Raw genomic sequence first — 12,599 nt, 5'->3', positions numbered from 1 at the left:
AGCTTCATATGTTGCCTGTGAACGTTCGCAGTGCCTGCACGTGGGCGGCGGGACCGGTCAGCTCGACGTCGGCTCGCGTCTGGCGCCCCGCCAACCAGCGAACCAGGTTTGCCGGCGTCCCTTGCACCAGCACCTGCTGATCCGTCTTGGGACCTACAAATGTCAAAACATCGCCGTTATCGGTGCTGACTCTGATCGCCGCACCCGCGGGCAGTTTTGCATGCTGATAGCGCAGTAGTGGGGCAATGGCCTGTCGCAGTGTTGCCGGCGCCGGGTGGTCGGCGCCGTTGGCGGCGGCGAGATCATCGTGATGGGTCCAGTACTCAAACAGCGTGAGCGGTGCTACCCGCGACCTGAGCAGCAGTCGCGGCAGTGGGCGCCGCAGCCGGTCGATCAACTCGGTGAAGCCATAGCGATGTTCGCGGCGAATTGCGAACTCCACCAACCTCGGTGGCGCCGGCACCGCGATTCCGCGCGCCACCAGCGATCTCGCAATGAACGTCGAGACGCCACCCACGCGTTCCTCGGCCGCCAAATGTGCCGCAAGATCTCGCGCGGTCCACGACCCGCACCCGGCGTGCGCCGAGGCGCCGGCGGCACTCAAGGAGTGTGCGAGTGCCGCCCGCTCGGCCTCGATGTCCTCGGCGAGCGTCACCGTGGATCAGCCTGAGGCGCCCAGGATCTTGATTGCGAAGATGAGGGTGTCGCCCTGCCGGATGCCGGCGCTGGGCTGACCGTCGGGGTAGCCATCCGCGGAGGTCATGGCGACCGCGACCGTGGATCCGACGGTCTGGCCGGCGATCGCTTTCTGGAATCCGGGGATAACGCCGTCGAGCGGGAAGTCCACCGGGGCGCCGCGCTTGTAACTGCTGTCGAACACCGATCCGTCGCGTCCGTTGACACCCATGTAGCAGACGGACACCTTGGCCGTCGCCGGAACCACCGGGCCGCTGCCGGCCTGCAAGGTGTGTACCTGGGTCGACGTCACGGTGAACGGCGTCGACACATCCACCCGGGGTGCGGCCGTTTCGGTCGATCTGGTGACCGCGACGCTGCCGGTGGCCCCGGTCAGAGTCCACTCCGGCGTGCCGGCGGCGGGGGCGGCCGTGGGGCAGGTGTCGGCGGCTACGGCCGTACCTGCCGCCGCGAAGGGCAGGGCAATTGCCGCGAGACTGGCCGTGACAGCAACGAAAGAGTGCATCCGAGTGGGTTTCACGTCCGCCACGTTACAGGCCCCATCGGGCATGATCTGCGGACCATGACCGACGCAAAGTAGCCCGTTCGGCCGGGACTCGGCACGTAGTCTCACCCACGTGCACATCGACGTCATGGCCCTGCCGCAGCCGTTGGCCAAGGTGACTGGCAAGTTCCGGTTCGGTCTTGGCACCCAGGTACGCACCCATGTGGTGCGCCGCTACGGCGCGGCGGTGGCCGAAGGCGCCGCGAAGGCGGGCCGTTCCCCGCACCGCCCAGGATCGATGAGGTCAGTGCCGTGCTGATCGGGGTGGCCGCAGCGCTGCTGGCCTGTTTCGGCTACGGGGTGGCCTCCGTTCTACAGGCCTATGGCGCACGCAGTTCCGCTGCCGCCGGCCAAGGGCAGGAAGACGGCAGACCGACCCTGCGCTCGACCGCCAACGCGGTTCTGACTACGGCGTTCATTGCCGGGATGGCCCTCGACGTCATCGGTTTCGCCGGAAACATCGTCTCGGCCCGGCTGATACCGCTGTTTCTGTCGCAGACCATCATCAGCGCCAATCTTGTCGTCACCGCGGTGCTCGGCATCGTTGTGCTCGGTGTTCGCCTGCACCGCCGCGACTGGACGGCGATCGCGGCGGTGATCGTGTCACTGTGCGTTTTGGGGTTCAGCGCTGGTCAGGCCGGCACAGACACGTCGGGAACTGGGCTGCACTGGGCGCTGATGGTGGCGGCGCTGCTGATCGCGGCTCTCGGGGTTGGTCTCATCCGCTTCTTGGGGGCCCGTGCCGCGGTCGCAGCCGGCTTGGTCTCCGGTGTTCTGTACGGAGTGATGGCAATCGCGGTTCGGGTAGTCGACGGCGTCGATCCGCTGCGGTTGCCAGTTCTGCTAAAAGACCCGGCTTTCTGGACAATCGCTATTGCCGGAGCCGGTGGCTTCTACCTGTTTACCGTTGCGCTGCAGCTGGGTTCGCTGAACGGTGCCGTTGCTGCTCTGGTCGTCGGCGAGACGGTGATGCCCGGCATCGTCGGCGTGACGCTGCTCGGAGACACCGCGCGACCCGGCTTGGACTGGTTGGTGGCGTTGGGTTTCTGCACCGCGGTCGGGGGTGCGGTGGCCGTTGCCATATTCGGTGCGGCCGAACATGTTCCGGCGGTACACGATTAGGTCCGGGTGGTCTTCCAGGGCTGCTCGTTACGGCGTTGCCGCTCCCGCTCGTTGGCTTGGTCCTTCACCCAGAAGTCCTCGAATCGTTCGTCGGGGTGCACGTTCGGCAGTCGATCCATCAGCTTGCTGAGTGCGCGTGGGGGCCTCGCCGGCTCCCATTGGGGAACCACGGTGCTCAGTGCGGCAAGGCTCTTGAGCACGACGAATACGGTGAACAGGGCGCTGGGTGCGTCAGTGGCGGCGATCGCGGCGAATCCGAGCAGCAGGGTCATGTGCACCACCATGACGCGGCCCAGCCCGACGTTGGCAGCGGTCTCGATATCTCGGAAGGACCAGCGGCGCAGATCGACCAGGTCGGTGAGGAATTCCATCGTCAGGAACAGCAATACGCCCAGGCATCCCCAGCCGACGCTGCGCCAGTCCAGAGCGAGCATCGCAAGCTCGGGCGCTCGATTGTGAATCAGCAGCGCCAGGATGGCCGCCAGGAACACGCCGTGGGCTGCGCAGAACACCAGGCTGATGAGCGCGAAGCCGCTCAAGAACGAAGAATGGGACGGGCCGCCGGCTCCTGGGCCCCGGTAGCGGAAGTGGCCGTATTTGGGGTTCAGGCGCTGATGTACGGCGATGCGGGCTATCACCAGCAGGCACATCGTGACGTTCTCGAACCAGTACACGACCACGGTCGTTGCGCCCGACCAATGTTGACCGAACCAGCCGAATGCCGGGATGGCGATGAGGCCGAGTACGGCGAACAGATGCAGGGGTGAGAATTTCGAGCGTCGCCGCGAATCCTGCCCGGATTCTGGCCCCGACTCAGGCAGGGTCACGCGTCGGCCATCCGACTCTGGCGAACCATTGCACGAGCATGGACGCTGCGAGCTCATCTGCGGGCGCGGTTCACAAACTTTCGGTTCGCGCTCGTGCACCGTCCAGCACCGCTTCGATCTCGTCCCATGTGCGGCGAATGATCTCGGCCACCGGCAGAAGATCGACGATCCGGGATGACACCTGGCCGGTGTTGGCGACGCTGGCTTCCATGTCCCCGTCGAAGTACAGCTCGGTGATCTTTCCCAGAAGTCGTGAATCCGGGTCGTGTGCAGCGACTCTGGCGGCCAGTCCGGTCCGCAGCACCCGCATGGTCGGATTGCCGGGGACGTCGAGAAGCACTGTGCCGGAATCGTTTGCGGCCACGATCGCGTCCTTGAAGTTCGCGTGCACCGCGGATTCATGGCTGGCCAACATCCGGGTGCCCATCTGCACGCCCTCGGCGCCCAACACCAGCGATGCCGCAGCCGACCGCGCATCGCAGATACCACCGGCGGCGATGATCGGCAGGTCCACGTTCTCGGCGACCAGCGGCAGCAGCACCATGGTTGAGGCGCCCAGCAGGGACTTGAAGCCGCCGCCTTCCACACCTTCGACCACCAGCGCATCGACACCGGCGTCGGCGGCTTTGAGCGCGCCCTTGAGTGAGCCGACAACGTGGACCACCGTCATGTCGGCGTCATGCAGCAGTGTGGTGAACAGTGCCGGGTCTCCGGCGGAGGTGAAGACGTGGCGCACGCCGGCTTCGGCCAATGTGTCGACGATCGACGGGTCGCTCTTCCAGCCTTGGATCATCAGGTTGGCCGCCACCGGTTTGTCGGTGAGCTCACGCACCCGCTGCAGATCGGCTCGCCCCTCGGGGGTGAGCGTCTCGATCACGCCGAGCCCGCCCGCCTCGGACACCGCCGCAGCGAGTTCGGCGCGCGCGATGTAGGTCATCGGGGCCTGGACGACGGGGTAGGCAACCCCGAGCAGGGATTGGATGCGGTTAGCCACGGTCTATTCAAGCATCATGACTGCCTTACGGCCTTGACCAGCGGCGGCACATCGACAGAGCGCCGTCGACGATCTCGTCGATGAACGAGTCGTCGACGGGTTCACCCGTCACGATCACCCGGTAGTGCATTCGGCTCACGAGCCATTCGGCAAGCGCGGCCACGTCGGCGTCGGGCGTGAGCTCACCACGGGCGATGGCCCGAACGAACGGCTTCTGGTCGCGAACTCGCTGATCATCTAGGTAGCGGGCCCGAAAGATCTGGGCAAGTTCTGGATCGTGCTGGATTTGCCCTACCAGTGCGCGATAGACGGCGCCCGCATCGTCGACGGTGAGGAAGTGGGCGGTAGCGCACAGATGGGCACGCAGATCGGACTCCAGGGTCCCGGTGTCGGGCGGTTCGAGTTCGGCGGCCGCATCTTCGAGGAAGGCGTCCATCAGGACATCCGTTTTGGAGCTCCACCAGCGGTAGACCGTCTGCTTGGCCACCCCCGCCGCCTTGGCGATGCCCTCGACAGTGACTCCCGCGAAACCCTTCTCGGCCAGCAGGTCGTCGGCGGCATGCAGGATGGCCTCGCGGGCCGCTTCGCTGCGTCCGTGCCGATTGCCGCGATGCGGCTGTGCGCTTGCCACAGCTCGATCTAACACCACCTCAATCTAGACAAGACGCAACGTCGCGTCTAGTCTAGAAACATGACTGCAACCTTGAACCTCCCGGAATACACCTCGATCATCGACCGGCTTTTCGCTGACGCGCAGCGCGATGCCGACCGCCGCCAAGGAATCTCGCCCGGCGACTACACCGTCGAAGCACGGGCAGAGGCTTTTCAGGACATTTACCTCTCCGTGGCGCCTGACTCGGGCCGGCTGCTGTACAGCCTGGTTCGTGCGTTGAAGCCGACGACGATCGTCGAGTACGGCATGTCCTATGGGATCTCGACGCTGCATCTGGCCGCCGCGGTCCGCGACAACGGCATGGGCCACATCATCACCACCGAGATGAGCTCGCGGAAGCTGGCCGCAGCCCGAGCGACGTTCGCCGAAGCAGGGGTCAGTGACCTGATCACCATCCTCGAAGGCGATGCCCGCACCACTCTCAAGACCATCAGCGAACCTGTGCAGTTCGTGCTGCTCGATGGCTGGCCTGACCTCGACCTGACCGTGATCAAGCTCCTTGAGCCGGTGCTGGAAACCGGCGCACTGATCGTCGGCGACAACGTGAACCTTGACCCGAGTCACGCCTACCTGGACTACGTTCGCGCGCCGGAGAACGGCTACGTCAGCAGCCCGCTGGCACTCGACAAGGGATTGGAACTGGCTGTCCGCGTGTAGCTTTGGCGGCAGGCTGCTGGGCCGGGGCTTCGTTAGGAAGCCTCGGCCCGCGCGCTGGGGGCGCTTCCCTCGAGCAGTACGCGTGCCACGAGCTCGGGATCGTCGGCCATCGGTACATGGCCGCACCCGGGCAGTCGGATGTGGCGGGCCTGGGGGAGTCGCTTCTCGGCGATCTTCGCTTGGTAGGGCAGCAGGATCCGGTCGCGCGCGGCCCACGCGATGGTCACCGGGATGTCGGCCGGGATCTCGCGGTCGAACACTTCGGCGGCCGGGAAGATCTTCTTCATGGCGGGAATGGCCCGCCGCATGCCGTTGAGGTCGCCCACGAATTCGTTGGCCGGGATCCGCTCGGGGTGGGCTGACACCACCGCGCCCATCAGGTGCCGTGCCCGCGGCGAGCGAGCAAGCCTCGGCACCACGGGTGCCAGCAGGCGGGCGCTGGTCGTCAGGCACGTGAAGAGTAGACGGATGTAGGCGAAGTCGATGGCGTTGTGCCAGTACGCCGCGGGGGAGAGCACGGTCGCGCTCGAGACCAGATTGTCGGCGGCGGCCTCCATCGCAATCCGGCCACCCAGGGAGTTCCCGGCAATGTGCGGGCGGTCAAGTCCCAGCTGGTCCAAGAGGCCGACCAGCTCGTCGCGCAGGGTTCCCTGTACGTCGTCGTTGCGAACGACAAAGTCATGCGATTCGCCGTGGCCGGGCAGGTCGAAGAGCACCACGGTGCGGTGGTCGGTCAGGTGCTCGAGTACGGGATACCAGGCCTGCCTGCGGTGAGTGATCCCGTGGACGAGCACCAATGGCTCACCAGTTCCATGGATCTCGTACTTCAGCATGTCGGTGCTCCTTGTCGCGGATGCTGACCTCGCCCTTGGGCAACGGTAGCCCGGAGGGCGGTCCCGCGACCAGGATGGGTCCGAGGTGTGCATTGGACGCCGCCGAGTTGCTTTCGGTGCTGATCTGACCTGGTGCCGCAATCGTAGTATTCACACTATGAGCATTTCGTCACCAGACGCTGCCGCCATGGCAGCCGCGACCATGGATCTACTCATCGCCGCGGTCGACGAGATTCGTCCTGACGAGTGGGACAAGCCATCGAATCTTGAGGGCTGGAGCGTGCGCGAGTTGGTGGCGCACACAATCGGAAGTACCGCCAAAGTTGGCGCACTGGTCCGGGGCGATGACATCTGGACTGCACCGTCAGCGCCGGCCGACTGGATGGCCGCCGATCCCGCCGGTCGACTCCGTGAGCTTGCCAGAGAGTTGCACGAATTGTTGCCCGGGGCAGACTTCGAGGCGCCCCGGCCTTCGCCGCAAGGCGAGGTCTCACTGCGTCATGCGCTCGCCTTCCCGGTGGCCGACCTCGCGCTGCACAGCTGGGACATCCACCGGTCGCTAGGCCGCTCCGCGGAGTTACCGGATGACGTTGTGGCGTTCTGTCGCGCACTGGTCGATGCGGTGCCGGAACAGGCGTTGCGTCGTCCCGGCGGGTTCGGGCCGGCGCAGCAAGCACCCGAGCCATCAACGCCCACCTCCCGGCTGATGGCCTACCTGGGACGGGAGGTTGGCTCGTCGTCGTAGTGGGCAGCCCCAGATCCTTGGATCCGGCCACCGGAGGGGACCGGGTGCCTGCCCTCCAGGTGTAGTACGTCTCGAAAAGTGGTACCCCCCTGGATGCTCAGTACAGGTCGGCGTTATGCAGTGGTCGAGAGTCCCGAATCGGCGCTGCGGGGAGGCGTTGCTCACGTAGGGCAGGGCGTGCCGCGATGATCACATCGGTGGCGGAAGGATTCTTCACCGGAACAGGACAGGAAGCACGCCAGATCGTCGAGCTGGTCGCTGCATTCGGGCTGACCGCGCTCATCGGTCTGGAACGCGAGATCCGGGCCAAAAGCGCTGGGTTATGCACGCAGACGATTGTCGGTACGTCAGCGGCTCTGATACTGCTGATCAGCAAGTACGGGTTCGGCGACATTGTCGCCGCAGGCACGGTGATTCTCGACCCCTCGCGAGTAGCGGCCCAGATCGTTTCGGGCATCGGTTTTCTCGGTGCGGGTCTCATCATCACCCGCCGCGGTGCGGTCATCGGGCTGACTACCGCGGCCGCAATCTGGGAATCGGCTGCAATCGGGATGGCTGCCGCTGCGGGACTGCTGCTCTTGGCCGTCGTCGTGACCATGCTGCACTTTGTGATCGTGATCGGCATCGCCCCGTCGGTGCGAAGAATGGCGACCAGATTGCCCGGCTCGGTACGTGTGCATGTCATCTACCAGGACGGCCGGGGGATCTTGCGGCAGCTGCTGGAGACGTGCGATGTCCACGGTTGGCATCTGACCTCCTTGATCACCGACTCACCTGCCACGGCAGCTTTGCCACTGAGGCAGCACACCACGACTGTCGATCATGTCGGTGTCACGATGACCTTGTCGGGTCCCCGGGTTGTCGAGGCCACGCGAATCCTCGCCGATATCAAGGGTGTCACCCGGATCGACCAACTCCACGACGACGCCGACTGACGTCACGTAACGGTTTCAGTTGAGCAAAGGTACTGCAGGCTACCGGCGGTGACGGGACCGATCTCGCCCGTTCGGCCTTAGTGTTGGCTGCTATGGCGGGGATTTACAGTTGCGTGAAACGCTGCCGTACAGCGCTTCACGTCGCTGTTGCGGCAGTAATGGTTGTCATTCTCGGATTTGCGACCACCGCGGTGGCTCATGCGGCAGCGGCCACCGCTACGTTGTCGGTGACCTCGACATGGCAGACCGGGTTCATCGCCCGCTTCACCATCACCAACTGGAGCGCAGCGCCGATGACCGATTGGCGGCTTGAATTCGACCTACCGGTCAATGAATCCATCTCGCACGCGTGGAACAGCAGCGTTGGCCGATCCGGCACGCACTATGTTCTGGCCCCGGCGAATTGGAATCGAATCATCGCGCCCGGTGGGTCCGCAACGGGCGGTTTTAGAGGCGTGCTGTCGGGGACGTACTCGCCACCGGTGAACTGCATGCTCAACAGGCAGCTTCGCTGCACCTAGCGGGCCCGTTCAGTCCTGCTTCGCTTCGTAGCGCAGGAGCACCGTGCCGCCCGGGAAGGTGCGGTTCTCCAACAGCCGCAGCGAGATCCATGACGGCAGGGGCGGGAAGAACGGAGTGCCGCCGCCCACGGCGGTGGGGGCGATCACGATCCGATACTCATCTACCAGTCCGGCCTGCACGATCGGTGCGGCCAGAGTCGCGCCGGCCACCTCCAGGTTGCCGTCGGTTTCAGCCTTCAACTTGCGCACCACCTCGACCGGGTCGCCGCGTTCCAGTCGGGAGTTCCAGTTGACCGACTCCAGGGTGCGCGAGAACACGACCTTGGGCATGGCGCGCCAGATGCGGGCGAAGTCGACGATCAACGGGGGAGCATCAGGGGCTTCATCGGCCGTCGGCCAGTATGCCGACATCAGTTCGTAGAGCCGCCGCCCGTATAACGAGAGCGCGGTTTCCCGCTCGAAGTCGTTCCAGTACTGGTGCAATTCGTCGCTTGGCTCGCTCCAGTCAATGCTGCCGTGCGCGTCGGCGATGTAGCCGTCCACCGACACGTTGAAGCCATAGATGAGCTTGCCCATGGAGATCAGTGTGCACTGGACATCGCCCGGGGCCAGGGGAGAATTGCTGTATGTCGCCCGCGCTCTGGATCATCGTTGCCTTGCTCGCCGTCGGAACGATTGCCGGCGGACTGATGCGGATGCGGGCGTGGTTGCAGAGACCGGTGCCGCCCGAGGTGATCGAGGCCGCGCACCGCGACGACGTCGAGGACGATTAGTCAGCGACAGAAGGGCTTAGATATTCACCGCAATGCCTCGGGCGTGAAGGTGACGTCGACACCGCAAACGGTCATCGTCACCTGGCCTTCCATCACCATTACCTGCGCCGAGACCCGTCGATCGACGGTCTGGGCCAGCTGCTGCACCGGCGCGTGCGGTATCTGTACCACCGACAGGTTCGGCAGCCCCGCCACTTTGGGGCCGACGGTGCGCCACCAGGTGGCCACGCCGGCGGCGAACGGGAACAGCAGCACCTGTTCGGCCTGGCTGGCCGCCTTGCCGAGGGCGCGTTCATCGGGCTGGCCGACGTTGATCCACTCCAGGATCCGGCCGGTGTAGTCGGCGAGCCGCAAGTCCGGTACGCCAGGGGTGGACAGGCCCGCCCCGAACGCCAACTCACCGTCGACGTCGCTGAGTCGGTGTGCGCGCAGCCCAAACGCCAACAGCCGCACGACCATCCGCTCATCGGTCTCACTGGGATGACGGGCCACGGTCAGCGCGTGATCGGCGTAGTAACCGTGATCGACGTCGGAGACGCCAAGTTCGACTTTGAATACCGTTGCAGAAAGGGCCACGTCCATAGTGTCCACCCAGGTGGTGGACTGCCGAGCAGCAAGGCCGCTTTGAGTGTGTCAGTCCGCCGGGCTCGCCGTCGGATTGAGTAGCGCGAATTTATGGCTTGTTGGCCGGTAGCTCCTGAATATCCGGCTACTCAAATCCAACGTTAGTCAGGGGAGAGACGCTGAGCCGGCGCTGCCGGGTTCACGCGATGCTGCTGAAAATAGCCGCAACCAACCCGCCCAGGATCAACACGCCAACCATGATCGCGGCGTAGATTGCGCGGCGGCGTCGGTGTCGGCGAGCACTCTCGATGGCCACAGCGATGCTGGCGAGGGTCAACGCTGTATAGACCGACAGCCCGACTGTCAGCATCGCCGCTTCACCGGTGCTGGCCAGAGTCACTTCGTGCATGCAGTGAGCCTACGGGGGGAACGGAAGCATCTCGCCGTTGGTCAGATCGGAAGGATCACCGCCCGGGAGCCGGAAGGCCAGTGTCATGATCTGCGCCGAACGCAGCTATTGCTCATATGGCCGCGCACGGAAAGGCTTGGCCGACTTCGAGAAAGGATGGTAGGAGGTCATCCCGGTGTCGGGGTTGAGGGTGATCGCCTGTTGCTGGATGACTCGCATGATTCATCTGATCAACATGGCGACCGTTACCGGAAACCCGCCATATTCGAACCTGCCGTACTCCTCCCGCATGATTGGGGAGGGGAGAGTGGTCAGGCAGACTGCCATGACTTGATCGGCGGTGGGTACGGGTGCTGGTCCGCGCGGGCCGATCGGGGTCTCCGCAGCCAGCATGAGCAATAGCGGGCGAAGTCACGCTCGGGATCGGGCCACGGATATGTCTCACCGGGTGAAGGCTGCTGAACCGCCAGGGCGCCGAGCTCGGCGTCTGTTAGCGTTGACTGCATTGCTAGCAAGAGGCGAGGAGCGGCCGATGGCAACCTTGACGATTCGCGATTTCGACGACCAACTCAAAGCGGCTTTGCGTATCCGTGCCGCACAGCACGGTCGCTCCATGGAATCGGAGGTGCGCGAGATCTTGCGTACGGTACTGGAGCGCCCGTCCGGCGGTCCTGGGATGGGTACACGGATTCGGCAGCGCTTCGCGGAAACTGGGGGGGTGGACCTTGAGCCGCCTGACCGCGCCGAACGACCTCGACCCGCAGTCTTTGATCAATGATTATCCTTGATACCAACCTCATCTCGGAGCTTGTTCGCAAAGCTCCCGATCTCGGCGTCGTTAGTTGGCTCGATAGTTTGGACGCGTCAGACATAGCGCTGACGGCGGTGACGGCGGCCGAGTTGCTGTATGGCGTTGCCCGATTGCCGGATGGCCGACGCAGGCGCGAGCTTCGTGCGAAAGTCGACGGACTACTGACAGAGGAATTCGGCGACAGGATTTTGCCGTTCGACGCGCTGGCCGCAACCCACTACGCCGATATCGTCGCCGGCCGAGAGCGCGGCGGGCTCCAGATCAGTATGGCCGATGGGCAGATTGCCGCAATTTGCCGCGCCTGGAACGCCGGACTGGCGACACGCAACGTTGGCGACTTTGTTGACACCGGCGTCGAACTCATCAATCCGTGGGATTGAGGGAGTCGCGAGGGAGCCTTGATGCGAGACGATTTGCGGGCGGCTGGCATCACGGTCGCGTCGCACGATGATGACGAGCCGCTCCGCCTTGCCGAACTTCGAGCGACTACCGGGCTGAAGCTGCCTGATTGCTGCGTTCTCGATATCGCAATTCACCACCGGGCAAGCCTTGCAACCTTCGATCTCGCCCTTGCTGAGGCGGCCAGAAAGCGTGGAGTTCCGGTCGCAGTGTGACGCGACCGACCGAGGGGTGGCGGCAATGCGTGGCACTGGCATCAGCAGAGGTTCTCTGGTAACCCGCCGTACTCGGCTCCGTCGCATTCCTCGCCAGATCTCATTGCAGATCGGATCGGCGCGACATGGGAACACTGAGCACCAATATGGCTACAGATATGCTACGATCGTAGCATGTTTGAGGTTGCCTCTAGAGAGCTGCGCAACGACACTGCGTCGGTGCTGCGGAGAGCCTCGGCGGGTGAAGACATCACGATCACCGTCAACGGCAAGGCCGTAGCGGTTCTGACCGCTGTCCCGCAGCACTCGCGTCGCTGGCTCGGTCGCGATGAGCTCCTACGGAGAGTGGCCCGAACCCAAGCGGATCCCGGGTTGCGGTTAGACCTGATTGAGCTTGCCGGGGAAACCACCGACGACACGGACCTGTCGCGGTGAGCTCGGCTGGCATCCTCGACACGTCGATCTTCATCGCCCGGGAAAGCGGTCGACGCCTGGATTCGGCTCAGATACCTGACGAAGTCGCCACCACGGTGATCACGGTCGCCGAACTCAATCTCGGGGTCCTTGCGGCCGCATCGACCGACGCCCGAGCGCAACGGCTGGCAACCCTCGATGTGATCGCCGACATGGTCGCTCTACCTGTCGACGAGGATGCGGCGCGCATGTGGGCACGACTCCGGATGCATCTAGCCGAGGTAGGTCACCGGGTCCGAATCAATGACCTGTGGATAGCGGCGATCGCGGCCGCGCGTGGACTGGCCGTTGTAACCCAGGATGCGGACTTCGAGCCACTCGACGGCATTGCAGGCCTGAGGATTATTCGCGTCTGATTCGGCGCGAATCACCCTCGTTTCGCCTTGTTGTTGTCGATGAAAACCATT

20 protein-coding genes are annotated in these 12,599 nt (G+C 64.5%); 11 read left to right on the top strand and 9 right to left on the bottom strand.

Annotated elements, in window-relative coordinates; genetic code table 11:
• Positions 1-4: 4 nt before the first annotated feature.
• Complete coding sequence (locus NM962_16285; GenBank protein ID UVO11507.1) at positions 5-655, bottom strand: maleylpyruvate isomerase family mycothiol-dependent enzyme; 651 nt, start codon at positions 653-655, stop codon at positions 5-7.
• A gap of 6 nt (positions 656-661) precedes the next feature.
• Positions 662-1,201: an FKBP-type peptidyl-prolyl cis-trans isomerase gene (locus NM962_16280; protein ID UVO14773.1), complete on the bottom strand. Its 540-nt coding sequence runs from the start codon at positions 1,199-1,201 to the stop codon at positions 662-664.
• Between the two features lie 112 nt (positions 1,202-1,313).
• Between NM962_16280 and NM962_16275 the strand changes: the two genes are divergently transcribed.
• On the top strand, positions 1,314-1,499 hold the full coding sequence (locus tag NM962_16275) for a hypothetical protein (protein UVO14936.1): 186 nt from the start codon (positions 1,314-1,316) through the stop codon (positions 1,497-1,499).
• Positions 1,493-2,362, top strand: coding sequence for a hypothetical protein (locus tag NM962_16270; GenBank protein ID UVO11506.1), 870 nt, complete (start codon positions 1,493-1,495; stop codon positions 2,360-2,362). The genes NM962_16275 and NM962_16270 overlap by 7 nt, the downstream gene beginning before the upstream one ends.
• Here NM962_16270 and NM962_16265 read toward each other — a convergent pair.
• The 3 genes from NM962_16265 to NM962_16255 form a co-directional block, all read right to left on the bottom strand.
• Positions 2,359-3,123 carry a DUF6498-containing protein gene (locus NM962_16265; protein UVO14772.1) on the bottom strand — a complete coding sequence of 255 codons (765 nt, stop codon included), beginning with the start codon at positions 3,121-3,123 and terminating at the stop codon, positions 2,359-2,361. The genes NM962_16270 and NM962_16265 overlap by 4 nt on opposite strands.
• Before the next feature lie 136 nt (positions 3,124-3,259).
• Positions 3,260-4,183, bottom strand: coding sequence for a nitronate monooxygenase (locus NM962_16260; GenBank protein ID UVO11505.1), 924 nt, complete (start codon positions 4,181-4,183; stop codon positions 3,260-3,262).
• Between the two features lie 25 nt (positions 4,184-4,208).
• Positions 4,209-4,814: a TetR/AcrR family transcriptional regulator gene (locus tag NM962_16255; GenBank protein UVO11504.1), complete on the bottom strand. Its 606-nt coding sequence runs from the start codon at positions 4,812-4,814 to the stop codon at positions 4,209-4,211.
• A gap of 60 nt (positions 4,815-4,874) precedes the next feature.
• On the opposite strand from NM962_16255, the gene NM962_16250 reads away from it, so the two are divergent.
• The gene (locus NM962_16250; GenBank protein ID UVO11503.1) at positions 4,875-5,513 is read left to right on the top strand and encodes a class I SAM-dependent methyltransferase; all 639 of its coding nucleotides are present in this window, start codon (positions 4,875-4,877) and stop codon (positions 5,511-5,513) included.
• 32 nt (positions 5,514-5,545) lie between these two features.
• On the opposite strand, the gene NM962_16245 is transcribed toward NM962_16250, so the two are convergent.
• Positions 5,546-6,346: an alpha/beta hydrolase gene (locus NM962_16245; GenBank protein ID UVO11502.1), complete on the bottom strand. Its 801-nt coding sequence runs from the start codon at positions 6,344-6,346 to the stop codon at positions 5,546-5,548.
• Between the two features lie 157 nt (positions 6,347-6,503).
• On the opposite strand from NM962_16245, the gene NM962_16240 reads away from it, so the two are divergent.
• The 3 genes from NM962_16240 (at position 6,504) to NM962_16230 (ending at position 8,547) form a co-directional block, all read left to right on the top strand.
• Positions 6,504-7,091 (top strand): TIGR03086 family metal-binding protein, encoded by a 588-nt coding sequence (locus tag NM962_16240; GenBank protein UVO11501.1) that lies wholly within the window; start codon positions 6,504-6,506, stop codon positions 7,089-7,091.
• Between the two features lie 185 nt (positions 7,092-7,276).
• Complete coding sequence (locus tag NM962_16235; protein ID UVO11500.1) at positions 7,277-8,026, top strand: MgtC/SapB family protein; 750 nt, start codon at positions 7,277-7,279, stop codon at positions 8,024-8,026.
• Between the two features lie 92 nt (positions 8,027-8,118).
• On the top strand, positions 8,119-8,547 hold the full coding sequence (locus NM962_16230) for a cellulose-binding domain-containing protein (GenBank protein UVO14771.1): 429 nt from the start codon (positions 8,119-8,121) through the stop codon (positions 8,545-8,547).
• A 9-nt stretch (positions 8,548-8,556) separates the two neighbouring features.
• On the opposite strand, the gene NM962_16225 is transcribed toward NM962_16230, so the two are convergent.
• Positions 8,557-9,123 (bottom strand): dihydrofolate reductase family protein, encoded by a 567-nt coding sequence (locus NM962_16225; GenBank protein ID UVO11499.1) that lies wholly within the window; start codon positions 9,121-9,123, stop codon positions 8,557-8,559.
• A 50-nt stretch (positions 9,124-9,173) separates the two neighbouring features.
• Between NM962_16225 and NM962_16220 the strand changes: the two genes are divergently transcribed.
• Positions 9,174-9,320, top strand: a complete 147-nt coding sequence (locus tag NM962_16220; GenBank protein UVO11498.1) for a hypothetical protein — start codon at positions 9,174-9,176, stop codon at positions 9,318-9,320.
• A gap of 24 nt (positions 9,321-9,344) precedes the next feature.
• Here the strand turns inward: NM962_16220 and NM962_16215 are convergent, their stop codons facing one another.
• Both NM962_16215 and NM962_16210 read right to left on the bottom strand, forming a co-directional pair.
• Positions 9,345-9,896 (bottom strand): YaeQ family protein, encoded by a 552-nt coding sequence (locus NM962_16215; GenBank protein ID UVO11497.1) that lies wholly within the window; start codon positions 9,894-9,896, stop codon positions 9,345-9,347.
• A 187-nt stretch (positions 9,897-10,083) separates the two neighbouring features.
• Positions 10,084-10,293 carry a hypothetical protein gene (locus tag NM962_16210; protein ID UVO11496.1) on the bottom strand — a complete coding sequence of 70 codons (210 nt, stop codon included), beginning with the start codon at positions 10,291-10,293 and terminating at the stop codon, positions 10,084-10,086.
• Positions 10,294-11,067: 774 nt separating this feature from the next.
• Between NM962_16210 and NM962_16205 the strand changes: the two genes are divergently transcribed.
• The 4 genes from NM962_16205 to NM962_16190 all read left to right on the top strand — a co-directional run bounded on the left by NM962_16205 (position 11,068) and on the right by NM962_16190 (position 12,548).
• Positions 11,068-11,484, top strand: coding sequence for a type II toxin-antitoxin system VapC family toxin (locus NM962_16205; GenBank protein ID UVO11495.1), 417 nt, complete (start codon positions 11,068-11,070; stop codon positions 11,482-11,484).
• A 21-nt stretch (positions 11,485-11,505) separates the two neighbouring features.
• Positions 11,506-11,718: a PIN domain-containing protein gene (locus NM962_16200; GenBank protein ID UVO11494.1), complete on the top strand. Its 213-nt coding sequence runs from the start codon at positions 11,506-11,508 to the stop codon at positions 11,716-11,718.
• 174 nt (positions 11,719-11,892) lie between these two features.
• Entirely contained in the window at positions 11,893-12,153 is a 261-nt protein-coding gene (locus NM962_16195) for a type II toxin-antitoxin system prevent-host-death family antitoxin (GenBank protein ID UVO11493.1), read from the top strand.
• Complete coding sequence (locus NM962_16190) at positions 12,150-12,548, top strand: PIN domain-containing protein (GenBank protein UVO11492.1); 399 nt, start codon at positions 12,150-12,152, stop codon at positions 12,546-12,548. The genes NM962_16195 and NM962_16190 overlap by 4 nt, the downstream gene beginning before the upstream one ends.
• Positions 12,549-12,599 lie beyond the last annotated feature (51 nt).

Source organism: Mycobacterium sp. SVM_VP21 (assembly GCA_024758765.1).
GTDB lineage: Bacteria > Actinomycetota > Actinomycetes > Mycobacteriales > Mycobacteriaceae > Mycobacterium > Mycobacterium heraklionense_C.
This window is presented reverse-complemented; position numbering and strand designations above follow the sequence as displayed.